Source organism: Micromonospora sp. NPDC047707 (genome assembly GCF_040704235.1).
In the GTDB taxonomy this organism is placed as follows: Bacteria; Actinomycetota; Actinomycetes; order Mycobacteriales; family Micromonosporaceae; genus Micromonospora.
Genome location: NZ_JBEYSU010000008.1, coordinates 90,102 through 112,634, shown reverse-complemented (window position 1 = coordinate 112,634; position 22,533 = coordinate 90,102). Strand labels below are relative to the sequence as shown.

The following is a 22,533-nucleotide window of genomic DNA, read 5'->3' as shown; positions in this document are numbered from 1 at the left end:
GCACGTCAGCCGATCAGCTCCGGCTGGTCGGCCAGGAGCCGATAGCCGACCCCGTGGATCGTGCGGATCAGCACGGCCGGCCCGAGCTTGTGCCGCAACGCCGCGATGTGGGTGTCCAGGGTGCGGCTCGACGCCTCCCAGGTCGCGCCCCAGATCTGGTCGAGGATGACGTCGCGGCTCACCACGTTCGGCGCACGCCGGGCCAGCAGCAGGAGCAGCTCGAACTCCTTGCGGGTCAGCGTCACGGGCGTGCCGTCGACGGTGACCTCGCGGGTGCCGACGCCGACCCGCATCGGACCCAGGACGAGCGGCTCGTCGGGGCGACTCAGGGCACGAGCGGCCCGGGTGCGCCGCAGGACGGCGTCGATCCGGGCCAGCAACTCCGGGATGCCGAACGGCTTCACGATGTAGTCGTCGGCGCCGGAACGCGGGCCACGGACCCGCTCGTGCTCCTCCGAGCGCGCCGTCACGGCGATGACGGCGGTCGCCGGGCGGTCCCGCAGCCGGCGGATCACGTCGAGGCCGTCGCCGTCGGGCAGGCCCAGGTCGACGAGGACCACGTCGGACGGGGCGGCCCGCAGGGCCGCAGCGGCGGTGGCGACGCGGTGGACCTCGAAGCCCGCCTGGGCCAGGACGGTCACCAGACCCCGCGCCACACGGTCGTCATCCTCGATGACGGTGATCCGCATACCGGCGAATTGTACGAGCCCGATCGACGCCCGTGGAAGCCCTCCAGTTCTTGGGATTCCTCTGACACCATCCGCGTCCCCGCTGGTCGAGACTGGGGCGGCGCACCCACGGACGAGTGCGCATGCGCTGACGAGGAGGCCCCGACATGACAACGACCAGGCACCGGGCCGCCGCGCGGATGATCGCCGCGATCGGCGCCGTTTCGCTCCTGGCCGCCTGTTCCGGCAACGGCGGCAGCGGCGGCGACGCCGGGAACTACCCGGACCGGAACATCACGTTCGTCGTGCCGTTCAGCGCCGGCGGCCCGACGGACACCGTCACCCGCATGATCGCCGAGCCGATGGCCGCGAAGCTGGGCGCCAAGATCGTCGTACAGAACGTCGAGGGGGCGGGTGGCACGGTCGGCGCCGGCGAGGTCGCGCGGGCCGAGCCCGACGGCTACACCGTGCTCATGCACCACATCGGCATGTCCACGGCGCCCGCCCTCTACCAGAACCTGGGTTACCAGCCGCTCGAGGACTTCGAGACGATCGGGCTCGTCACCGAGGTGCCGATGACCATCGTCGCCCGCCGGGACTTCCCGCCCACGACTCTCCAGGACCTGGTGAGCCACGTTAAGGCGAACGCCAACAAGTTCACCCTCGCCAACGCCGGCATCGGCGCCGCGTCCCACCTGTGCGGCCTGCTGTTCCAGCACGCCGCCGGTGTCAAGCTCCAGGAGGTCCCGTACGAGGGGACCGGCCCCGCGCTGACGGACCTCGTCGGCGGCCAGGTCGACTTCATGTGCGACCAGACGACCAACACCAGCGGCCAGATCTCCGGGGGCAAGGTCAAGGCGTACGCGGTCACCACCCCGGAGCGCGTGAAGAGCCTGCCCGACCTGCCCACCACCGCCGAAGCGGGGCTGCCCCAGCTCCAGGTCAGCGTCTGGCACGGCCTGTACGCCCCGAAGGGCACACCGCAGGACGTCGTCCAGAAGCTGTCCGAGGCGCTGACGGCGGCGCTCGCCGACCAGGCGGTGATCGACCAGATGGCGAAGCTGGGCACCGCGCCCGTCCCGGCGGCGGACGCGACCCCGCAGGCACACCGGGCGCACCTCGAGGAGCAGCTCGGCACCTGGGCGAAGATCATCGCCGACGCCGGGGTCAAGGCCTCCTGAGGTGGAACGCCGACGGTCCCTTCCGGACGTTCTGGCCGGAGGAATCTTCGTCCTCGTCGGCGGCGCATTCGTGGTGGGGTCGCTCAGCTACGAGCTGGGCACCCCGCTGCGGATGGGTCCCGGCTACTTCCCGCTGGTGCTCGGCGTGATCCTGGCCGCCCTCGGCCTGACGATCGTCGGCAAGGGGCTCGTCGCCGGCGAGGCGCTCCCGTTCGGGGTGGTGCCCTGGCGGGCGGTCGCCGTCATCGTGGTCGCGGTCGTGTTCTTCGGGTACAGCTTCCGGAAGCTCGGGTTCGTGCCCACGGCGGCGGTGACCGCCCTCCTCTCCACCCTGGCCAGCCGACAGGTGCGACTGCGCACGGCCGTGGTCGTGGCCGCCGGGTTGACCGTGGCCAGCACGCTCATCTTCGTCGTCGGCCTCCAGTTGCGGATCCCGCTGTGGGGTCCCTGGCTGTCGTTCTGACGCGCCACCCGGATTGAGGCATGGACCTTCTCGACAACCTCGTGCTGGGCTTCTCGACCGCCTTCCTGGTCCAGAACGTCCTCTACTGTTTCGTGGGCGTGCTGCTCGGCACGGCGGTCGGCGTGCTGCCCGGCATCGGACCGACGGCGACGGTGGCGATGCTGCTGCCGATCACGTTCAACTTCGAGCCGGTGACGGCGCTGATCATGCTGGCCGGCATCTACTACGGCGCACAGTACGGCGGCTCGACGACGGCCATCCTGATCAACCTGCCCGGTGAGTCGTCGGCGGCGGTCACCGCGCTCGACGGTCACGAGATGGCCCGGCAGGGTCGGGCCGGGCCGGCGCTGGCCGCCGCCGCGATCGGGTCCTTCGTCGCGGGCACCCTGGCCACGATTGTGCTGGCCGTCGCGGCCCCACCGCTGGCCCGCGTCGCGTTGCAGTTCGGCCCGGCGGACTACTTCTCGCTGGTGTTGCTCGGCCTGATCGTGTCGATCGCGCTGGCGCGTGGCTCGGTGCTCAAGGCGCTGGCGATGATCGCGCTCGGCGTCCTGTTCGGCGCGGTCGGTCAGGACATCTACACCGGCACGCCCCGGTTCGTCTTCGACCAGCGCGAGTTGTACGGCGGCATCGATTTCGTGTCGGTGGCCGTCGGCATGTTCGGGGTGGCGGAGATCCTGCGCAACCTGGAGAACGAGCAGGGCCGCACGGCCATCGTCGGCAAGGTGCGGAACCTCTGGCCGACCCGCGAGGACCGGCGCCGGATCGCCGGCCCGATCCTGCGGGGCACCGGTCTCGGCGCCGCGCTGGGCGTGCTGCCCGGCGGTGGCCACGTGCTGGCCTCGTTCACCTCCTACGCGGTGGAGAAGCGGATCTCGAAGCGGCAGCAGGAGTTCGGTCGCGGCGCGATCGAGGGCGTCGCCGGCCCCGAGTCGGCGAACAACGCCGCCGCGCAGACGTCGTTCATCCCGCTGCTGACCCTGGGCCTGCCCGCCCATCCGGTGATGGCGCTGATGGTCGGCGCGTTCATCGTGCACGGCATCACCCCCGGCCCGAACGTCCTCGCCGACGAGCCGGCGCTGTTCTGGGGCCTGATCGCGTCGATGTGGATCGGCAACGTGCTCCTCGTGCTGCTGAACCTGCCGCTGATCGGCGTCTGGGTGCGCATGCTGCGCATCCCGTACCGGGTGCTGTTCCCCATGATCATTCTGTTCGCCGCGATCGGCACCTACTCGCTGAGCTTCAACCCGTACGACGTCTACGCGATCGTGTTCTTCGGGCTGCTGGGGTACATCCTGATCAAGTGCGGCTGCGAACCGGCACCCCTGCTGCTCGGCTTCGTCCTCGGACCGCTGCTGGAGGAGAACCTGCGGCGCGCGCTCATCATCTCCCGCGGCGACTCGTCGGTCTTCCTGACCCGACCGATCTCCGCGGTGCTGCTGGCCCTGACCGTGGCAGCGCTCGTCGTCGCCCTTCTCCCGACGATCCGCAAGCGCCGCGACGTCGTGTTCGCCGAGGAGGAGTAGGCGAATCCCGACCGGACGCCGGGTCGCGCCCACCCGGCGGACGTTCGGAGACCTTACTGTAAGGAAGGTTTACAGGATGTGCCCCGCGCGGGTAGCGTGCTGTTCGATCGACCTGTATCGATTGCCGCGACCCTGGAGGTACTCGTGCGTCGGCGAAACACCATGACCCGCCTGCTGGCCGTGGCCGTACTCGGACTGCCGTTCGTCCTCCCGGTGGCCCCGGCCGTGGCCGCCCCGGTCCGGCGGTTGAGCGATGTGGTCCCCGCGCCCGTCGAGACCCGCCCCGACGCCCGGGGCACGTTCACGCTCGGCCCGCACACCGTCATCCGCACGTCGCCCGGCTCGGTCCCCGCCCGGCGGGTGGGGCGGCAACTCGCCGAGACGCTGCGCCCCGCGACCGGCTACCCGCTGCCGGTACTGCCGGTCCGCTCGACGCCGCTGCCGGAGATCGCCCTGGTCATGGAGGGCGCGGACGGGCGCGTCGGCCCGGAGGGATACCAGCTCGACGTCACCCGCCGGGGCGTGACGATCCGGGCGAACACCGCGGCCGGGCTGTTCGCCGGCGCGCAGACGCTGCGGCAACTGCTGCCCGCCCGGATCGAGGCGTCCGAACGGCAGCGGGTCACCTGGTCGGTGCCCGGCGGGCGGATCGTGGACTATCCGCGCTTCGCGTACCGGGGGGCGATGCTCGACCTGGCTCGACACTTCCACACCGTCGACGAGATCACGGCGTACGTGGACCTGCTGAGCCAGTACAAGATCAACTATCTGCACCTCCATCTCACCGACGACCAGGGCTGGCGGATCCAGATCGACTCCTGGCCCCGGCTCGCCACCGTCGGCGGCGGTCCGGGCACCGGCGTCGACGGTGCCGGGCCCGGGTACCTAACCAAGGCCGACTACCAGGCCGTGGTGGCCCACGCCGCCGAGCGGCACATCACGATCGTTCCCGAGATCGACATGCCGGGGCACACCAACGCCGCCCAGTCGACGTACGCCGAACTCAACTGCGACGGAATCGCGCCGCCGCCCCGTACGGACATGGCGGTCGGCTACAGCTCCCTGTGCATCGACGACGAGTTGACCTACCGGTTCGTCGAGGACGTCATCCGCGAGGTCGCGGCGATCACGCCCGGGCCGTTCCTGCACATCGGCGGCGACGAGGCGCACGCGACCACGGACGAGGACTACCGCACGTTCATGGAGCGCGTGCTGCCGCTCGTCGCGAAGTACGGCAAGCGCACCTCGGGCTGGAACGAGATCGTGCAGGTGGACCCGCCGACCGACGTCGTGGCCCAGTTCTGGGGTACCGGCACGACCGACGACGTGCTGGTCGAGGCCGCCGCCCGGGGCAACAAGGTGATCATGTCGCCGGCGAGCAAGGCCTACCTCGACATGAAGTACGACGCCACCACCCGCCTGGGCCTGCGGTGGGCCGGCTACATCGAGGTGCGCGACGCGTACGGCTGGGACCCGGCGCACCGCGTGACGGGCGTCGGCGAAGACGCGATCCTCGGCGTCGAGGCGCCGCTGTGGTCGGAGACGCTGCGCAGCCTGGACGACATCGAGTACATGGCCTTCCCGCGCCTGCCCGCGATCGCCGAACTCGGCTGGTCGCCGGCGGCCAGCCACGACTGGGAGTCGTTCCGGACCCGACTGGGGGCGCAGGCGCCGCGGTGGCGCCTGCAGGAGGTGGACTTCTACCCGTCCCCCCAGGTGTCGTGGTCGTGACCGGTGAGCCGGGGGTCCGGGCCCCCCGCGACCCGGACCCGGGTCGCCGGTCGGGTCGAGTTCGTCGTCACGGGTCGCGGGCGCGGCACCCCCGACCGCCCGGTCAGCGGCGGTTGAGCTCCGACTGGAGCCGCTGGATCAGGGTCTTGCGGGCCTTGCCGCCGCGTTCCCGCTCCAGGGCCGCCTTGAGCTGGCGGGTGTCCAGGCCGTGGACGAGCTTGCTCGCCTCGGCGACCGTCAGCTCGGACAGCCTCCCCGCGGACGTGGCGTTCCGGCGGGCACGCTTGGCCGGCCCGGTGTTGGGCACGTACTGCCGGCCCGACCTCGACTCCCTGCGCTTCCTGGCGTCGGTCGCGCGTCGCTCCTCGGGTGAGAGCCGCTTCCAGGCCTGCTCCGGAAGGTAGCGGCGGGTCTCGCCGTCCCGCCGCGCCCGGGTGTCGCCTTCCTTGGTCTGCCAGTTCTCGCTGCCCCACCGCTGCAGCGACTTCTGCCGCTCGTCCTTCGGGCCTTGGAAGCCACCGCCGCGCCGTTTGTACTCCTGGGTGAGCAGCTGCGACTTGCGGGCCGACCACTGTCCGGGCCGGCCGCCCTTGTCCGATGCCTTGATCTCTTCCTTGATCTGCTCCCGGAGATCGGGCTTGGTATACCGTGCCATCGCCGACCGTTACCCACCGATGGTCGATTCATGTGCGATGCCCCGTCGGGAGACCGTGCCGGTCCGGTCGGGCCGCACGGTCACACGACGCCGGCCAGCCGGCCACGCCAGCCAGCCAGCACCGCACCGGGTCGGTCTTGAGAACCTGCTCCAGCAGGGTGGCGTAGACGTCCCGAAAGTCGGTGGTGAACGTGAGGTCCCCGTCGTCCAGGTCGGTGAGGCTGGGTGCCTCGCCGTACACTCCGCCGCGCACCGCCGACCCGAGCAGCAGCACGTCGGAGGCGGTGCCGTGGTCGGTGCCGTCGGAGGCGTTGGCACGCACCCGGCGCCCGAACTCGGAGTACACGGCCACCACGACCTTCCGGCCGGCCCCGCTCCGCGCCATCCGGTCCACAAAGGCGGTCACCGCGCGGTCCACCTGGCCGAGCAGCACCTCCTGCAACTGCTTCTCGTCGGCGTGCGTGTCGAAGCCGCCGAGGGAAACCGAGAAGACCCGGGTCATCACCCCGGCCTCGACGCACTGCGCGACGAGGTCGAGCTGGGCGTCGAGCGGAGTGCGGGCACCTCCGGTCGCGGTGGCGGGGCCGGCCTCGCCGTCCGCCTCCGGCTCGTCGGTGCCGGCGGCGTCGTGCACCGTGCGCACCATCTCGTCGACCGACAGCAGGTCCGCGAAGCAGGCGGCGGCCCGGGCCCGGGCCGCCGATTCGCCCGATTCGGTGGCGGCGAGCGCGGCGAGGACCGGCTCGGGCAGGCCGCGCGCCGCCTTCCGCTCGGTCACCGGCACCGAGGCACCCGCCGCGCGCTCACCGGCGAGCAGCGGGGGCAGGGCCGGCTCGAACGACACCGCGAGTCGGGGGTCGCCGCCGGCGCGGTCCAGCCACCGACCGAGCCACCCGGTGGTGCCGGGGCGCGCCGGCTGGGCGGTGTGCCAGATGTCCATCGACCGGAAGTGGCTGCGGTCCGGCTTCGGGTAGCCGACACCCCGGACCACCGCGAGCCGGCCCTCGCCGTGCAGGCGGTGCAGCCCGCCCAGCGCCGGGTTGAGGCCCACCGTGTCGTCCAGCCGCTTCACCTGCTCGGCGGAGTAGGCCAGTTCGGGACGGGCGTCGTGGTACGCCGGATCGGCGTACGGGACGACCGTGTTGAGACCGTCGTTGCCGCCGTACAGGGTGACCAGGACCAGCGTGGCGGCGTCCGGGTCGCGGTCGCCGGCGGTGGCGAACAGGTCGTCCAGGCGGTACGCGGCGGCGCCGGCCGCGAGCGCGGTCGCGCCGACCACCCCGCTCGCCAGGAGGAACCGTCGTCGGGTCAGGGCGTCCATCGGGCTTCCTCCGGCTCAGCTGACGGTGTATTCGGGACTGACCAGGCCGGCGGCCAGCAGCTGCCGTGGCGCACCGGCCAGCGGCGTCAGGGCGGCCCGGGTGCGGTCGCTCCAGCGGTCCACGACGAGCAGCCGGGCGAGCGCGTCGAGCCGGCCGTCCGGCGGCGCGGCGGCGAGACGGTCCAGCGCGGCGGGGGCGGCGACGGCGGCCAGCAGGTTCGCCGAGCGGAGTCGAGCCTGCAACGACGAGGTGGTCAACCAGGCGCCGCCCGCCGGCCAACCGCCGACACTCGGCGGGCGCAGGGGTACCTGGTCCATCGCCTCCAAGCCGGCGAGCAGCTGCCGGCGTCGCTGCTCCGGCAGGGTGGAGGGGCGGACGCCGAGCTGTCGTAGCGCCCCGACCAGCCACTCGACGGGCTGCTTGACGAGGGTGCCCGGGGTCTGCGCGAAGGCTGGCGCGGTGAACACCCGGCGCAGCGTACCGACGGTGTCCGGGCCGGCGAGGTCGGCCGGTGCGGGCACCTGCGGGCCGGCGTACCGGAACCACAGCCGGCTCGCGACGAACCGCGCGGCCTCCGGACGGCTGGCCAGCAGCCGGGCGTACGCCGTGGCGTCGAGGTCGCCGGTGACCCCGAGGATGGTCTTCGGCCCCGGGTCGTGCCGGCGCGGGGTGAACCGGGCCGCCCCGCTGCGGCGGTCCACCACCCAGCCGGTGAGCGCCCGGGCGCCCTCCCGCACATCCGTCTCGGTGTAGCCGCCGCCGATGCCGAGCGTGAAGAGCTCCATCAGCTCGCGGGCCAGGTTCTCGTTCGGCGCCTTCCGGGTGTTCCGGTGGCCGTCCAACCAAAGGATCAGGGCGGGATCGCGCACCATCGCGGTCACCAGCGCGTCCAGCGGACCGCGCCCGTGCCGGCGTAGCGTTTCCAGGTGCCGCAGCATCAGCGGCGCGGACCGGACCTTGCGTACGCTGGTCGCCCAGTGGCCGTGCCAGAAGAACAGCAACTTCTCGCCCGCCTGGTCGTCGGCGGCGACCATCCGGTCCAGCCACCAGCCGGACAGCCGCAGCACCTGCTCGCGTCGCTCCCGGTTGGCCGCCTGCCGCTGCTCGCGGGTCGGGTTGTCGGCCAGTTCCGCGTACGGGTCCGGGCCCAGCGCGGGTAGCGGGGGCGCTGCCGTTCCCCGGTCGGCGCCGGGCGGGGCGAGCAGTGAGTCCAGAGTGGCCGCCACGCCGGCCCGCTCCGCCGCGTCCACCTCCTCGGCCGTCGGGCCGAAGGTGGCGCGACGCAGCAGATGTGCGACGGCTTCCCGCTCAGTCATGTGCAGCAACGCTAGTCCGCCGATGTTCGAGTCAGGTAAGGACAAGGTTCGGGCGAGGTCGCTCCGGTCGTTGCCCCGCGTGCCGGCCCGACAGACGCCGTGGAGTATTGCCGGAGCTTGTTCCCGACAATGGCAGCGGCGGATGCGGCCGAGACAATGGACGCGCGCGTCCCCGGAATGCGATGCGGGCGTGGCCGCGCCGTCGGGGCCGCGAATGGCAACGAGAGGCCGTGGACAGGTCCGCCTCTCGGTGACACCCGGACCGTTGCGGGTGGAACCGACTGCGGTGTTCGGGCGCTGGCGCGCACCCCGGGTTGCTGAGTCGTTTGCGCTGTTCAAGAATGGTTTCACCACGCAAGCGGCGGACCGCAACTTGCAGGTGGGCAAGGAATGCGCAATGTCACGGAGTCGCAATTCCCAATCGAAAACCATCGACAAGGACAATTCTTGACTTGATTCCGTCGTTCGCGCACCGTGAACGTGTCCGGCGGCGATCAGGACCGTCCGGATGCTGCGTCGAATCCGGTATTCGACAGTCAGGAGGCGGTCATGCGGTTGAATCCGTTCGCCGGTGCGTATCTCGCCGATCCGGCGCAGGTCTGGCGGCAGCTCCTCGACGCGCCCGGCGGGGTGCGTCACGACGAGGAGCTGGGGCTGTGGTTGATCACCAGACACGCGGACGTGCGCCGGGCGCTGAGCGACGCCGGGGCCTTCGGCAACGCGCTCACCCTCGCGCCGGTCTACGACGTCTGCCCGGAGGCGATGGACGTCGTCATGCGGATCGACGCGCCGCCCACGACGGCCGCCGCCGACCCGCCGGTGCACCCCCGGACCCGGCGGGCGCTGCGGGCGACCTTCGCCAACACCCCGGACCGGGTGGAGCGGCGGTACGGCGCGATCGTGCGGCGCCGGGTCGACGAACTGGTGTCCCGGCTCGTCGCCCGGGACGGCGGCCGGGCCGACCTCGTCCCGGACTTCACCACCGAGCTGCCCCTGCTGGTCCTGCTCGACATCCTCGGCGTGCCGGAGGGGGACATCGGGCGGGTCCGGGCCTGGGCGGACGGCCAGATCGCGCTGATCTGGGGGAGGCCGGACCCGGCCGAACAGGTTCGGCTGGCGCAGGGGCTGCTGGAGTTCTGGCGCTACTGCCAGCAGTTCGTCGGCCACCGGCTCGACGGCGGCCGGTACGGCGACGACCACGTCGGCCGGTTGCTGGCGTACCGCGACGGTGACGACGAGGTGCTCACCGTGGCCGAGGTGTCGAGCATCGTGTTCAACCTCCTGGTGGCGGGGCACGAGACCACGGCCGGGCTGCTCGCCCACGCGCTGGACCAGGCGCTGTCCAGTCCGGGCCGGTGGCGGGCGCTGACCGACGACCCGGGGCTGATTCCCGGGTTCCTCACCGAGACGTTGCGGTACGCGCCCGCCATCGACGGTTGGCTGCGGGTGACCACCCGACCGGTCCTCATGGGCGGGGTCACCATCCCGGCGGGGGCGCGCTGCCTGCTGCTGATCGGCGCGGCGAACCGGGACCCGGCGGTGTTCGCCCGTGCGGACCGGTTCGACCCCGCCCGGCCCGACGCCAGCGACCACCTCTCCTTCGGGCACGGGCCGCACTTCTGCATCGGCGCCGCACTCGCTCGACTGGAGGCCGGGATCGCGCTGGACCGGCTCGCCGCGGCCCTTCCCGGCCTGCGGCTGGCGACCGGCCACCGCCGTTCGTACCAGCCCAACCTCGCCTTCCGCGCGCACCGCGGCCTGCCGGTGGTCATCGACACGGCACGGCCGTCCGGCAGCCGGACGGCGTCCGGCGTCGAGCGGCCGGCGGCCTGACGCATGCTGCCGCACGGGGCGTCGACCGGGCGACCGGGCCGGATCGGGCGACCGCCGCCGGCCTGCGGGCACGCACCGTCCGCACCGGATCCGCCGGGTCGTCCCGAGCGACCGTCCACCCCCGCCGGGCGAACACTCAGCGCAGTCACGTCTTCACACCCGTTGATCCGTGGGTTAAGAATTGTCCCCTGCGAACGCCCAGTCATCGCCCAACCTCGGTCTGACGCCGATGCCGAGCCGGCGTCGTGAAGGTGAGCACATGGACCGCACGCCACCGTCGAGCGCCGCACCCTGCGACGCCAGCCATCGGTTCCGCTCCGAACTGCGCGGCTGGCGGACCCGGCAGGGGCTGACCCAGCGGGCGCTGGCGGAGCGGGTCCGGTTCAGCCGGGAGACGGTCGCCGCGGTCGAGTCCGGCCGCCGGTACGGCAGTCAGGAGTTCGCCGTCCGCTGCGACGAGGTGCTCGGCACCGGGGGCCGGCTGGCGGCGTTGTGGCCGCAGGTCGCGGCCGAGCAGTTGGCCGCGGATGGTCGGCGCGGGCCCCGGGCCGGGGAGACACCGCGGGCGGACCCGGACGGTGCCGCGCCGGTCCACCTGCGGGACGCGCGCAACCCGGAGGCGGTCGTGGCGGCCGCCATCGACGAGTTGCGGGAGCTGATCGGCCAGGTGCTCGGCCAGCCGGAAACCGGCGGGCCGCCGCGCCGGTCGGCCGACCAGCGCTGACCCTCGCCCGGGAGCACACCGGACCTGGGGAAGCTTTCCTTCAGCGCTGCCTGACTCTGGGTACAGATGCTGGTACGGGCTGTTTGTACCACCGTCAGGTCTGGTCTCCGAGCACAGGTTCCGGCGCAATGAGACGTGCAAACGGCAATCTGCACACAAACCTTCGTAGATGAAGTGCAGGAGTCACTCTTGGCGTCGAGCACGAGGTCCCACGCGGCCCGACCCTACCCGACGCGCCGCCGCGGCTGGAAGATAGCCGGCCGGCTGCGGCTGATCGTGGCGGCCCCGCTGGTCGCGGTGATGGGCTTCGCCGGGCTGGCACTGACCGAGAGCGCCCGCCAGACCACCCGCGCGAGCGATCTCGGGCTCCTGGCACAACTCGGCGCCGAGGCCGGCGACCTGGCCCACCGGTTGCAGCACGAGCGCATCGCCGCCGCCGACCTGCTGACCCGGGGCGCGCCCGAGCAGCAGGAGGCCTTCGCCGACGTCACCGCCGCGACCGACGACGCCGTCGCCCGCTACCAGCGGCAACGGGCGCGGATGCCCGCCGCGCCCGCCACCGACCAGGCCGTCCTGCTGCGGGTCGACGCGGCCCTGGCCGGCCTGCCGCCGTTACGTGCGCAGGTGCGGACGGCGGAACACGCCTCGGTGTCGGCGATGACCTTCAGCTACCGGATCGCCATCGCCGACCTGTTCAGCCTGCGCGAGAGCGTCACCCTCGGGGTGGTCAACCCTTCGATCGCGGACGGCATCCGGGCCTCCGCGGCGCTGTCCAAGGCCGCCGAGGCGGTCGGCCAGCAGCAGGTCGCCGTCCTGCGGGCGGTCGCGGCCGATCAGCTGACCCCCGCCGTGCAGCAGGACATCACCGCCGCCCGGGCGGGCTTCACCGAGTCCAGCCTGTCCTTCCTCGCGCTCGCCCGGCCCGACTGGCGGGGCTGGTGGGCGCAGGCCGGCAGCGGCGAGGACGCCCTGCTGCTGCAACGGATGCAGGACGAGGTGTCCAGAACCCGGTCCGGGAGCCGGCTCCGGCTGGACCTCGGCACCTGGGTCGCCGCGACCCAGCAGTGGACCGTCCGCCTGGCCGAGCTGCGCCACCGGGTCGACGCGGCGGTGCTCGACGACATCCGGGCCGCGCACGCGGACCAACGCCGACGCACGGTCGTGGAGGCCGCCGCCGCACTGGTGGCCCTGCTGCTCACCGCGCTGGTCACCTGGGCGGTGGCGCGGCAGATCACCCGGCGGCTGCACCGGCTGCGGGATGCCGCGAACCAGGTCGCCTTCGAGCGGCTGCCGCAGGTCGTGGCCCGCCTCCAGCAGCCGGACAGCTCCTCGGTGGACCCGGACGACCTGGCCCGCCGGCAGGCCGCCGACGCCCTGGAACCGTCCAGCGACGACGAGATCGGCGAGGTGGGGGAGGCGTTCAGCGCGGTGCACCGGGCGGCCGTGCGTACCGCGGCCGAGCAGGCCGTCATGCGGGCCAACACCGCCGACATCTTCATCCACCTCAGCCGCCGGGAGCAGCGGCTGGTCGACGCGGTGCTCGCCCAGGTCGACAAGGTCGAGCAGGACGAGACCGACCCCGAGCGGCTGCACCAGCTGTACACGCTGGACAACCTGGCCACCCGCATGGGGCGGATCAACGCCAGCCTGCTGGTGCTCGGCGGGGTCGGCGTCGGGCGGGTGCGGCGGCACGACGTACCGCTGCAACACGTGCTCCAGGCCGCGCAGAGCCAGATCGAGCACTACGCGAGAATCCGCCTCGGCATGGTCGACGGTGACGTCGCGGTCGCGGCCGGGACCGTCGACGAGATCGTGCACCTGCTGGCCGAGCTGATGGACAACGCCACCGGGTACTCCCCGCCGGACACCGAGACGTGGGTGACCGGACGCAGCCTGGGCGACCGGGTGATCGTCCAGATCAGCGACGAGGGCGTGGGGCTGTCCCCGCAACGTCGCCAGCAGCTCAACGACCTGCTCGCCCGCCCGCCCGCCATCGACGTCGCCGCCGTGCGGGCGATGGGGCTGGTCGTCGTGGGGCAACTCGCGGCGCGGCTGGGCGTGGCCGTCCAACTCCGCCCCGGTCCCCGCCGCGGCACCATCGCCGAGGCGGCGCTCCCGGGAACGATGATCCGGCCGATGCCGCCGGAGGAGTTCCTGCTCACACCCGCTCGACCGTCCCGGCGCGCGGCGCGGGCCGCCGTCGCGCCGCCGGCCCACCGGCCAGGCCCACAGCCGCAGGCCGGGAGAGCGGTGAGCGACCGGGTGCTGCCGGCGGCGCCGGTCTTCCGGCCCGCGCCGACGCCGCCCGGGCGGGGCGACGCGCCGACCGAGGAGCTCCGCATCTTCCAGCAGACGAACCAGTGGTTCCAGGCCGACCGCCCCGACGGCGCCAACGGGACACCGTGGGCGAGCCCCGCCGACGACGCCTGGCGCACGGCCGCCCGTGCCCATCCGCCAGAGGTCACCGACACCACCTCCTCCGGCCTGCCCCGGCGGCAGCCGCAACGGCTGCTGGTGCCGGGCGGCGTCACGGTGCCCCAGCAGCGCTCCGAGTACCGCGACCCGACCCAGGTGGCCAGCGCGATGGCCGCGTACGCGCGGGGAGTCGCCGGCCGCCGGCCCAACCTGGTCAACAACTGATCCGACAGGGAGTGCACGTGACCGACCAACAGGATCTCGGCTGGCTGCTGGACGCCTTCGCCGAGCGCGCCACCGAGGTCAGCCATGCGATCGCCATCTCCAGCGACGGCCTCATGGTGGCCGCCACCCGCGGCCTTCCGCCGGACCGGGCCGACCAGCTGGCGGCGACCGGCAGCGGGCTGGTGAGCCTCCTGCGCGGCGCGGCGGCGTTCTTCGGCGCGGGCGCGGTGATCTCCAACGTCACCCAGCTGGAGGGCGGCTTCATGTTCTCCATGGCCTTCAACGACGGCGCCTCCCTGCTCGTGCTCGCCGACCCGCGGTGCGATGTCGGCAAGGTCTCCTACGAGATGACCGAGCTGGCGAACCGCATCGGCGACGCGCTGACCCCGGCGGCGCTCAGCCGCAGCCGCTGACACCCCGGCGCCCGCACGCCGGAACCCCACCCCTTTCCCAGGAGAGAAGATGTCACTGACCACCCCGCGGCGCCGCCGTGCCCGCACCGCGGCGCTGCTCGCCCTGATCCTGCTCGCCGCGTCCGGCTGTGCCGACGGCGAGCGCGGCGCCTCGTCAAGCGGCCCGGTCAAGATCGGCCTGCTGGCCTCCCTGTCCGGCACGTACCAGGCGGTCGGCAAGGATATCCGCGACGGTTTCGAGCTCTACCTGTCCACGCACGACGGCAAGCTCGGCGGTCGCCCGGTGGAACTCGTGGTCGCCGACGAGGGCAACGGCGCGGCCACCGCGGTGCCCGCCGCGACGAAGCTGCTCAAACAGGACCGGGTGGTCGCGCTCACCGGCATCGTCGGTGGCGGTTCGGTGGCCGCGGTCTACCCGCTGCTCAACGAGACCCGGGTGCCGCTGGTCGGCTCGAACGGGCGTCCGGAGCTGAAGGACGTGTCCCGGATCTGGCACACCTCCTACCTCTCCGACGAGCCGGGGGAGGCGATCGCCCAGCACGTGCGCGACAACGTCAAGGGCAGCGTCTACGCGATCGGCCCGGACTACCAGGGCGGCTGGGACGAGCTGCGCGGCTTCACCGACACGTTCGTGAAGGCCGGTGGCACCCTGGCCAACCCCGACGGCAGGACCACCTTCACCCCGTTCCCGACGACCACCAACTTCACCCCGTACTTCGCGCGGATCAAGGCCTCGGGCGCGGACGCCGTCTACACCTTCTACGCCGGCAGCGCGGCCGTCGACTTCGTCAAGCAGTACGCCCAGTCGGAGATCAAGGACCTGCCGCTCTACGCCGCCGGCTTCCTGACCGAGGGCGGTGTCCTGCAGGCGCAGGGCGAGGCCGCCCGCGACATCTACTCGGTGCTCAACTACTCGCCCGACCTCGACAACGCGGAGAACCGGGCCTTCGTGGCGGCCTGGAAGGCCAAGAACGACGGTTCCCCGACGACGTACGCGATGGCCTCGTACGACGCCGCGGCGGTGCTGGACCGGGCCATCGCCGCCGCCGGGGACGATCCGACCCCGGAGAGCATCAACGCGGCCATCGGCCAGCTCGGCCAGATCGCCAGTCCGCGCGGCAGCTGGCAGTTCTCGCCGAGCACCCACGCGCCCGTGCAGAAGTGGTACCTGCGCCAGGTGCGCCAGGACGGCCGGGCGCTGTCCAACACCGTCGTGGACGACCTCGCCACCGTCGGCGGGTGACCGCGGTGGCGCTCCGGTTCGACCCGTACGTCGTGCCGGCCCTGGACGGGGTGGCCTACGGACTGCTGCTGTTCGTCGCGGCGGCGGGGTTGGTGCTCAGCTTCGGCGTCGCCGGCATCCTGAACCTGGCGCACGGCACCCTCTACGCGATCGGCGGCTACACCGCCGCCGCGCTGCTGGACGGTGGCTGGCCGAGCCTGGTCCTGGCGCTGGCGGTCGGGGTCGTCGCCGCGACCGCGGCCGGCGCGCTGGTCGCCGTGCTGCTCACCCGGGTCGCCGCGGGTAACCACCTCACCCAGGCGCTGCTGACGTTCGGGCTGGCGCTGGCCGGCGGGAGCCTGCTCGTCGGGGCGTTCGGGCCGGACGATCCGCCGGTGCGCGTCCCCGCCGCGCTGGACGGGACGGTGGTCGTCGCCGGCCACCGCTATGCGGCGTACCGGCTGGTCTTCATCGTCGTCGCCGCGCTGCTCGCCGGCCTGCTGCACCTCGCGGTGCGCCGTACCCGGGCCGGGATGCTGGTCCGCGCGGCCGTCGACGACGCGGAGATGGTGGCCGTCCTGGGGGTGAGCCCGGCCTGGATCCGGGTGGGCGTGCTCACCGTCGCCGGGGCCCTGGCCGGCGCGGCGGGCGTGCTGGGCGCGCCGATCATCGGACCCGGGCCGGACACCGCCGACGTGGTGCTGCTGCTGTCCCTGGTCATCGTCGTCCTCGGCGGGCTCGGGTCGATGACCGGCACCCTGCTCGCCGCCCTCGCCGTCGGGCAGGTCCAGACCCTGGGCGTCGCGCTCGCCCCGTCCGCCGCCCCGTTCCTGCTCTTCGCCGCCATGGCGGCGGTGCTCGCGGTGCGGGCGCGGCGCCTGGCCCCGGCCCGGAGGACGACGTGAGGGAGGAGGCCGTCGGTGCCCTGCGGCGCGGCGTCGCCGTGGTCGTCCTGGCCGCGTTGGTGCTGGCACCGTGGGCCGTCGACGACTACACCGCGGCGCTGCTCGCCCGTACCTTGGCGCTCGGCCTGGTCGGGGTCAGCGTCGCCCTGCTCACCGGCGTCGCCGGGCTGCCGACCCTGGGGCAGACCGCGCCCTACGCGGCGGGCGCCTACGCCAGCGCCGTCGTCGGCAGTCAGCTCTCCGACGTCGGCGTGGTGCATCTCGCCGTCGCGGCGGCGGCGGGTGCGGCGCTGGCCGCGATGACCGTCCCGCTGGTGGTGTCCGCGCGGGGGGTGGTGGTCCTGATGATCACCTTGGCGGTCGGCGAACTCGTGGTCACCGTCGCCGGGCGGTGGCGGTCGGTGACCGGCGGGACGGACGGGCTCGCCGGCGTCCCGGCCGTCCGTCCGTTGTGGGGGTTGCCGGTGCTGGCCACCGACCGGGCCCGCTACCTCTACACGCTGGCGGTCGTCGTGGTGCTGGTCGGCGTGATCTTGCTGGCCCTGCGTACCCGGGTCGGGCTGTTGCTGCGGGCCGGCCGGGACGACGAGGCGCGGCTGCGGGCCAGCGGGCACCGGGTTCCGGTCCACGTCGCTGGCGTCCACGTCGCCGCGGGGGCGGTCGCGGGCGCCGCGGGCTCCGTGCTGGTGGTGGCCCAGCGGTACGTCTCGCCGGCCGACTTCGGTTTCGACACCTCCGCCCTGCTGCTGCTCGGCGTGGTGATCGGCGGTACGGCGTCGGTCGGCGGCGCCCTGGTCGGGGCCGTGATCGTCATCGCCGCCCGGGACTGGCTGTTCGGTGTGCTCCCCGGGCAGGCGCCCCTCGTGCTGGGGCTGGCCTTCGTGGTCACCGTTCACCTGCTGCCCGGCGACGGTCACCGGCGGCCGGCGGTACGCGGGCGGCTGTTCCCGGACCTCGTGGCCCGACGGCCCCGCCGGGACCGGCCCGCACCGACGGGAGCCCGGGCATGACACCGCTGCTGTCGGCCCGGGGTGTGACCGTGCGCTACGGCGCCCTGGCCGCGCTGGACGGCGTCGACCTGCGAATCGACCACGGCCAGCGGCACGCCCTGATCGGGCCCAACGGGGCCGGTAAGACCACGCTGCTCGACGTGCTCGGCGGGTCGACCCCCGCGGGCGGGGGACGGGTGCTCCTCGCCGGCCGGGACGTCACCCGGCTCGGCCCGGCCGCCCGGTCGAGGCGGGGGATCGGCCGGATCCACCAGCGCCCCGCCGTCTGGTCGACGCTGACCGCGATCGAGAACGTCGTGGTCGCCGCGTTGCCCCACGCGGTGCGCGCCGACCGGTGGCGACCGGGCGGGCGGCGGCGGGCCGCCGAGCGCACCGCGACGACCCTGCTGGAGCGGGTGGGCCTGCCGGAGCTCGGCGGGGTCCCCGCCGGCCGGCTCGCCCACGGCCAGCGCCGCCAGCTGGAGATCGCCATGGCGCTGGCCGGCCGGCCCCGACTGCTGCTGCTCGACGAACCGGCCGCGGGGCTGTCCGGCGTCGAGGTCGAGCGGCTGGTGGGGGTCCTGCGGGCGCTGCCCCGCGCCGTCGCGGTGCTGCTGGTGGAGCACCGGCTGGACCTGGTGTACGCGCTCTGCGACACGGTGACCGTGCTGCGGGACGGCCGGACGTTGGCCACCGGGACGCCGGCCGAGATCCGTGCCTCCGGTCCGGTGCGCCGGGCCTACGCGGAAGGGATGGCCTGATGCTGCGGATGGAGCGGCTCTGCGCCGGCTACGCCGGTGGGATCGTGCTGCACGAGGTGAGCCTCGACGTGGCGGCCGGCACCGTCCTGGCGGTGGTGGGCCGCAACGGCGCCGGCAAGAGCACCCTCGTGCACACCGTCGCCGGGTTGGTGCGGCCGTACGGCGGGCGGATCGAGATCGGCGGTGTGCAGGTGGCCGGCCGGCAGCCGCACCGGATCGCCCGGTCCGGGGTCGGTCTCGTCCCGCAGGGCCGGCGGGTCTTCTCCCGGCTGACCGTGGCCGAACACCTGGTCCTGGCCGCGGCGCCGTGGCGAGCCGCGACGCCCGGCGGCGAGGGGTGGACGGTCACCCGGATCCTGGAGCTGCTGCCCCGGTTGGCGACCCGGCTGCGCCATCGTGGCGACCAGTTGTCCGGCGGCGAGCAGCAGATGCTGGCGATCGCCCGCGCCCTGCTCGGCCAGCCCCGGGTGCTGCTGCTCGACGAGCCGTGCGAGGGCCTCGCCCCCGACCTGGCGGCCCGGGTGCGGGACCTGGTCGGCGTCCTGGCCCGCACCGGGCTGACCGTGCTGCTGGTGGAGCAGCAGGTCGAGCACGCCATCGAGGTCGCGGACCGGATCGCGGTGCTCGAGTACGGCCGGGTGGTCTACGACCGGCCGGCGAGCGAGGCCCGGACCGACCCGGGCGCGCTGGCGGCGATGCTCAGCGTCGCCGCGGTCGCGGAGCCGCCGGCTCCCCGGCCGGTGCCCGGGCTCTGGGCAGATCCCGCGTACCCGACCCGACAACCGTGACAGGAGTGAGTCATCATGCCGACCGGCATCCGTGACAGCGGGTACACCTTCGACAACGGCTCCCCGGAGGCGGTGCCCCAACTGCGGGCCCTGGAGTCGTTCCTGGATCCGGTGACGGCTCGTCGGATCGCCCCGCCGGTGCTCGCTCCGGGCGCCGTGTGCTGGGAGGTCGGCGCCGGCGGCGGCTCGGTGGCCCGCAGCATGGCCCGGGCGGTCGGTCCGGCGGGCCGGGTGCTGGCGACCGACATCGACACCACCCACCTCGCCCCGGCCGCCAATCTCGACGTACGCCGGCACGACGTGCGCAGCGACCCACCGCCCGGCGACGCGTTCGACCTGGTCCACGCCCGGCTGGTGCTGCTGCACCTGCCCGAGCGGCGGCGGGTGCTGGCCACCCTGGCCGGCGCGCTGGCCCCGGGCGGATGGTTGGTGGTCGAGGAGTTCGACTGCACCGCGCCGCTGCGGGTGCTGACCGCGCCCAACGACGACGCGGCGAAGCTCTTCGCCCAGGTGACCGACGCCATGCTCGGCGTTCTGCAGACCCACGGCGCGGACCTGGCCTGGGCGCAGGACGTGCACGCCGAGATGGTGGGCGCCGGCCTCGTCGACGTCGACACGGTGACCCACTCACGGAGCTGGCCCGGAGGCTCGACCGGGGCGTCGCTGTACGCGACGAACTCCCGCCAGTTGGAGCCCGAACTGCTCGACGCGGGCCTGTCGGCCGGCCAACTGGAGGGGTTCCGCAGGCTGCTGCGGGACCCGGCGTTCGCCGTGATGTCGTACCAGTTCGTGTCGACCCGGGGCCGGCGGCCGGCGGAGCGGTAGGCAGCCGTCGCCGACCGCCCCACCCCGGGGGCGCGCCCAGCCCGCCGATGCGTTCCCCGGGTCCGCCGGCGACAGCGGCGGTCAGGCCGCCGGCCGGCGGCGGCCGAGCGACAGCAGCAGGCCGACGGCGGTGAGGGTGGCACCGGCGACGGCGGCGTACCCCCACGACGGCGTTGTAGCCCTGGCTCACCGAGTGGTCGACGAACTGCCGGAACTGCGCGTCGATGCGGGCCACCGCGTCGGCGTCCACCCACGGCGCCCGCGGCCGCAGCGCCTCCCTGACCACGTCGGTGTTCAGGTTGTAGTCGTCGCCGGCGGCGAAGGCGGCGGGGTCGGGCTCGCGGCCCACCGAGCCGGCGTCGGTCAGCCGCAGGCCGAGCCGGGGTGTGACCAGCCGACCGGCGTCGGCGGCGGGGAGCGCCCCGGTGCCGGAGCGGATCCGGTCGGCGAGCCGGTACAGGCCGGCCGCGGTGCCACCGACGTCGCTGCCCTCGACGGCCAGCTCGGTCCCGCGGACGCTGAGCCGGTACGACTCCGGCGCCCTGGTCAGGGTGGCGAGCACGCCCGCTCGCAGCCTGGTCACGGCGGAGAGGTCCGGGGCTGGGACGGTCCGGCTGCCGGTGGCCGGTCGGGAGGTGGCCGGCGCGCCGGCGGCGGGCCGCGGGGTGGTCGCGGCCGTGGCAGGTGACGTCGGCGCGGCCGTGTCGACGACCGGACGGGGCAGGCCGCGGGAGGCGAGCGCGTCGGCGACGGCGGCGCAATGCGAGCCACGCTCGCATCGTAGTGGTGCCGGCGGCCCGCGGACCTGATCGAATGTCCCGGTGACGGCCGCCGAGGCAGCGGCTCGCGGGCTGCTCGCCGGTGTCAGGGACGGCTGCGGCTCCTCGGATCGGATCGATTACCGTAACATCGGGCTGTTTCTTCCCTGGCGGTGCGGAGGCGACCGCATGGACGACATGACCCTCCGGGCGCTGTGCCTCCTCGAGGAGGCACAGGCCGGCGGCGCGGCGCAGGTGCTGGCGGCTGCCGAGTCGGCGCTCCGCGAAGCCACCGGAGAGATCTGCGACGGTCCGGCGGCGATGCACTTCGCCCGCGTCGTGGCGTTGACCCGGTTGGGGGACCTGCCGGCCGCCGTCGCCGCCGCCGACCTGATGCTGGCCGCCGCCGACCGCGAGCACAGCGTCGGGTGGCGTTCCTGCGCGCTGTCGCTGCGCGCCAACCGGCGGCTGCGCCTCGGCGACCAGGACATCGCCGAGTACGACATCGAAGCGGTGCTACGGGACCTCGTCAGCGCGGAGACCGCCCTGCTCGCCGGCGAACCGGACCCGGTGATCGCCGGCAACGCGCACACCGGGATCGCGATCGGGTACGCGCAGCTGCGCCTCTACGAGCTGGCCGAACCCCAGTTCCAGGCGGCCTACGAGGCGACCCGCCGGGTGTCGTACCCGGACAACGGCAACCGCGCGATGTGGCTGTGCAACCTGGCGGAGCTCAACCTGATGTGGGCACTGGAGCTGTACCAGGTCGGTCAGGTCGCCGAGGCCGAGCAGCACACCACCGCCGCCGAGGAGTACGCGGTGCGGGCGGCGGCGGAGGCCAGCGGGCCCAAGGCGGAGGTGTGGCGGCTCTCGGCGTTGCTGTACGCGGCGTGCGCCCGCGCCGACCGCCAGGACCCGGCCGGCGCGGCGGCCGACATTCCCCGGTACATGGCGCTGCTACGGACCCACGGCCTGCAGGAGCAGCAGCAGGAACTGCTGCTGTGCCGGCCCTTCCACGCCGTCGCGCTCAGCCGCTCGGGGCGCCCGGACGAGGCCCTGCGCGTCATCGAGACCGCCGTCGCCGCCCTGTCGCCCGACACCGACTGGCTGGTCACGGCGGCGCTGCACCGGACACACGCGGTGCTGCTCGCGGCCAACGGGTCGCGCGACGCCGCACCGGGGCTCACCTACGGAGACGCGCTCGCCGAGCTGCTGTGGCGCCAGCGGCACCGCTGGCTGCACACGGCGGTGACCATGCACTCGTACGACGTCCTGCGGTGGCAGCACGAGCAGGCCGAGCGGGCGGCGCAGACCGACCCACTGACCGGGGTGGCGAACCGCCGTGGTCTCGACAACTTCCTGCGGGACCTGCCCGCCGGCGCCGCAGCCGGCGACTGCGTCGCGGTGCTGACCGTGGACATCGACCGGTTCAAGCACATCAACGACTCGCTGGGGCACGCCACCGGCGACGACGTGCTGCGGGCCGTCGCGCAGGTGCTCACGGCCAGTGTCCGCAAGGGGGATTTCGTGGCCCGGCTGGGCGGGGACGAGTTCGTCGCCATCCTTCCGGGCGCCGACTCCGCGGCCGCCGCGCACGTCGCCCGGCGGACCGTCGACGCGGTAGCCGGCATGACGACCTGCCGGACACGGGTCAGCGTCGGGGTCGCCAGCGGCCCCGCGTACGTGGTCGCCGAGACCCTCGCACACGCCGACCGCGCGATGTACGCCGCGAAGCGCGCGGGCGGCAACCGGGCGAGTGCCGTGCCGGCGCAACGGGCGCGGGATGCCGCGGCAGGCGGATGAACCGGTGGGC

At 73.8% G+C, this 22,533-nt stretch carries 19 protein-coding genes; 15 read left to right on the top strand and 4 right to left on the bottom strand.

Going from position 1 to position 22,533, the window contains the following annotated elements; translation table 11 throughout:
* Positions 1-5 precede the first annotated feature (5 nt).
* On the bottom strand, positions 6-689 hold the full coding sequence (locus tag AB0873_RS11770) for a response regulator transcription factor (RefSeq protein ID WP_366599639.1): 684 nt from the start codon (positions 687-689) through the stop codon (positions 6-8).
* A gap of 146 nt (positions 690-835) precedes the next feature.
* Here AB0873_RS11770 and AB0873_RS11765 point away from each other — a divergent pair, with 146 nt between their 5' ends.
* The 4 genes from AB0873_RS11765 (at position 836) to AB0873_RS11750 (ending at position 5,569) form a co-directional block, all read left to right on the top strand.
* Complete coding sequence (locus AB0873_RS11765) at positions 836-1,849, top strand: tripartite tricarboxylate transporter substrate-binding protein (protein ID WP_366599638.1); 1,014 nt, start codon at positions 836-838, stop codon at positions 1,847-1,849.
* Between the two features lies 1 nt (position 1,850).
* On the top strand, positions 1,851-2,312 hold the full coding sequence (locus AB0873_RS11760) for a tripartite tricarboxylate transporter TctB family protein (RefSeq protein ID WP_366599637.1): 462 nt from the start codon (positions 1,851-1,853) through the stop codon (positions 2,310-2,312).
* 20 nt (positions 2,313-2,332) lie between these two features.
* Positions 2,333-3,838 (top strand): tripartite tricarboxylate transporter permease, encoded by a 1,506-nt coding sequence (locus AB0873_RS11755; RefSeq protein WP_366599636.1) that lies wholly within the window; start codon positions 2,333-2,335, stop codon positions 3,836-3,838.
* 144 nt (positions 3,839-3,982) lie between these two features.
* Positions 3,983-5,569: a beta-N-acetylhexosaminidase gene (locus tag AB0873_RS11750; protein ID WP_366599635.1), complete on the top strand. Its 1,587-nt coding sequence runs from the start codon at positions 3,983-3,985 to the stop codon at positions 5,567-5,569.
* A gap of 103 nt (positions 5,570-5,672) precedes the next feature.
* Here AB0873_RS11750 and AB0873_RS11745 read toward each other — a convergent pair whose 3' ends face one another.
* Genes AB0873_RS11745 through AB0873_RS11735 form a run of 3 tightly spaced genes read right to left on the bottom strand, consistent with a single transcriptional unit; the run spans position 5,673 to position 8,862 of the window.
* Positions 5,673-6,224 (bottom strand): DUF5872 domain-containing protein, encoded by a 552-nt coding sequence (locus AB0873_RS11745; RefSeq protein WP_366599634.1) that lies wholly within the window; start codon positions 6,222-6,224, stop codon positions 5,673-5,675.
* Positions 6,225-6,252: 28 nt separating this feature from the next.
* Positions 6,253-7,545 carry a DUF1501 domain-containing protein gene (locus tag AB0873_RS11740; RefSeq protein ID WP_366599633.1) on the bottom strand — a complete coding sequence of 431 codons (1,293 nt, stop codon included), beginning with the start codon at positions 7,543-7,545 and terminating at the stop codon, positions 6,253-6,255.
* 15 nt (positions 7,546-7,560) lie between these two features.
* On the bottom strand, positions 7,561-8,862 hold the full coding sequence (locus AB0873_RS11735) for a DUF1800 domain-containing protein (protein WP_366599632.1): 1,302 nt from the start codon (positions 8,860-8,862) through the stop codon (positions 7,561-7,563).
* Between the two features lie 549 nt (positions 8,863-9,411).
* Between AB0873_RS11735 and AB0873_RS11730 the strand changes: the two genes are divergently transcribed.
* The 11 genes from AB0873_RS11730 to AB0873_RS11680 all read left to right on the top strand — a co-directional run bounded on the left by AB0873_RS11730 (position 9,412) and on the right by AB0873_RS11680 (position 22,523).
* Positions 9,412-10,695, top strand: coding sequence for a cytochrome P450 (locus tag AB0873_RS11730; RefSeq protein WP_366599631.1), 1,284 nt, complete (start codon positions 9,412-9,414; stop codon positions 10,693-10,695).
* Positions 10,696-10,954: 259 nt separating this feature from the next.
* Positions 10,955-11,419: a helix-turn-helix transcriptional regulator gene (locus AB0873_RS11725; RefSeq protein ID WP_366599630.1), complete on the top strand. Its 465-nt coding sequence runs from the start codon at positions 10,955-10,957 to the stop codon at positions 11,417-11,419.
* Positions 11,420-11,608: 189 nt separating this feature from the next.
* Positions 11,609-14,059: a nitrate- and nitrite sensing domain-containing protein gene (locus AB0873_RS11720; protein ID WP_366599629.1), complete on the top strand. Its 2,451-nt coding sequence runs from the start codon at positions 11,609-11,611 to the stop codon at positions 14,057-14,059.
* A gap of 17 nt (positions 14,060-14,076) precedes the next feature.
* On the top strand, positions 14,077-14,472 hold the full coding sequence (locus AB0873_RS11715) for a roadblock/LC7 domain-containing protein (RefSeq protein ID WP_155331591.1): 396 nt from the start codon (positions 14,077-14,079) through the stop codon (positions 14,470-14,472).
* Positions 14,473-14,521: 49 nt separating this feature from the next.
* Positions 14,522-15,715: an ABC transporter substrate-binding protein gene (locus AB0873_RS11710; protein WP_366599627.1), complete on the top strand. Its 1,194-nt coding sequence runs from the start codon at positions 14,522-14,524 to the stop codon at positions 15,713-15,715.
* Positions 15,712-16,599 carry a branched-chain amino acid ABC transporter permease gene (locus tag AB0873_RS11705; RefSeq protein WP_366599626.1) on the top strand — a complete coding sequence of 296 codons (888 nt, stop codon included), beginning with the start codon at positions 15,712-15,714 and terminating at the stop codon, positions 16,597-16,599. Before AB0873_RS11710 ends, AB0873_RS11705 begins: the two co-directional genes overlap by 4 nt.
* Complete coding sequence (locus tag AB0873_RS11700; protein WP_366599625.1) at positions 16,596-17,609, top strand: branched-chain amino acid ABC transporter permease; 1,014 nt, start codon at positions 16,596-16,598, stop codon at positions 17,607-17,609. The genes AB0873_RS11705 and AB0873_RS11700 overlap by 4 nt, the downstream gene beginning before the upstream one ends.
* Complete coding sequence (locus AB0873_RS11695; RefSeq protein ID WP_366599624.1) at positions 17,606-18,349, top strand: ABC transporter ATP-binding protein; 744 nt, start codon at positions 17,606-17,608, stop codon at positions 18,347-18,349. The genes AB0873_RS11700 and AB0873_RS11695 overlap by 4 nt, the downstream gene beginning before the upstream one ends.
* Positions 18,349-19,137, top strand: a complete 789-nt coding sequence (locus AB0873_RS11690; protein WP_366599623.1) for an ABC transporter ATP-binding protein — start codon at positions 18,349-18,351, stop codon at positions 19,135-19,137. Before AB0873_RS11695 ends, AB0873_RS11690 begins: the two co-directional genes overlap by 1 nt.
* 15 nt (positions 19,138-19,152) lie before the next feature.
* Positions 19,153-19,962, top strand: coding sequence for a methyltransferase domain-containing protein (locus AB0873_RS11685; RefSeq protein ID WP_366599622.1), 810 nt, complete (start codon positions 19,153-19,155; stop codon positions 19,960-19,962).
* A 947-nt stretch (positions 19,963-20,909) separates the two neighbouring features.
* Positions 20,910-22,523 (top strand): GGDEF domain-containing protein, encoded by a 1,614-nt coding sequence (locus AB0873_RS11680; protein WP_366599621.1) that lies wholly within the window; start codon positions 20,910-20,912, stop codon positions 22,521-22,523.
* Positions 22,524-22,533 lie beyond the last annotated feature (10 nt).

Coding starts and splice junctions, on each gene's coding strand:
- AB0873_RS11745 (WP_366599634.1), bottom strand. CDS start 6,224: ATGGCACGGTATACCAAGCCCGATCTCCGGGAGCAGATCAAGGAAGAG.
- AB0873_RS11710 (WP_366599627.1), top strand. CDS start 14,522: ATGTCACTGACCACCCCGCGGCGCCGCCGTGCCCGCACCGCGGCGCTG.
- AB0873_RS11685 (WP_366599622.1), top strand. CDS start 19,153: ATGCCGACCGGCATCCGTGACAGCGGGTACACCTTCGACAACGGCTCC.
- AB0873_RS11755 (WP_366599636.1), top strand. CDS start 2,333: ATGGACCTTCTCGACAACCTCGTGCTGGGCTTCTCGACCGCCTTCCTG.
- AB0873_RS11690 (WP_366599623.1), top strand. CDS start 18,349: ATGCTGCGGATGGAGCGGCTCTGCGCCGGCTACGCCGGTGGGATCGTG.
- AB0873_RS11695 (WP_366599624.1), top strand. CDS start 17,606: ATGACACCGCTGCTGTCGGCCCGGGGTGTGACCGTGCGCTACGGCGCC.
- AB0873_RS11725 (WP_366599630.1), top strand. CDS start 10,955: ATGGACCGCACGCCACCGTCGAGCGCCGCACCCTGCGACGCCAGCCAT.
- AB0873_RS11680 (WP_366599621.1), top strand. CDS start 20,910: ATGGACGACATGACCCTCCGGGCGCTGTGCCTCCTCGAGGAGGCACAG.
- AB0873_RS11730 (WP_366599631.1), top strand. CDS start 9,412: ATGCGGTTGAATCCGTTCGCCGGTGCGTATCTCGCCGATCCGGCGCAG.
- AB0873_RS11765 (WP_366599638.1), top strand. CDS start 836: ATGACAACGACCAGGCACCGGGCCGCCGCGCGGATGATCGCCGCGATC.
- AB0873_RS11740 (WP_366599633.1), bottom strand. CDS start 7,545: ATGGACGCCCTGACCCGACGACGGTTCCTCCTGGCGAGCGGGGTGGTC.
- AB0873_RS11770 (WP_366599639.1), bottom strand. CDS start 689: ATGCGGATCACCGTCATCGAGGATGACGACCGTGTGGCGCGGGGTCTG.
- AB0873_RS11735 (WP_366599632.1), bottom strand. CDS start 8,862: ATGACTGAGCGGGAAGCCGTCGCACATCTGCTGCGTCGCGCCACCTTC.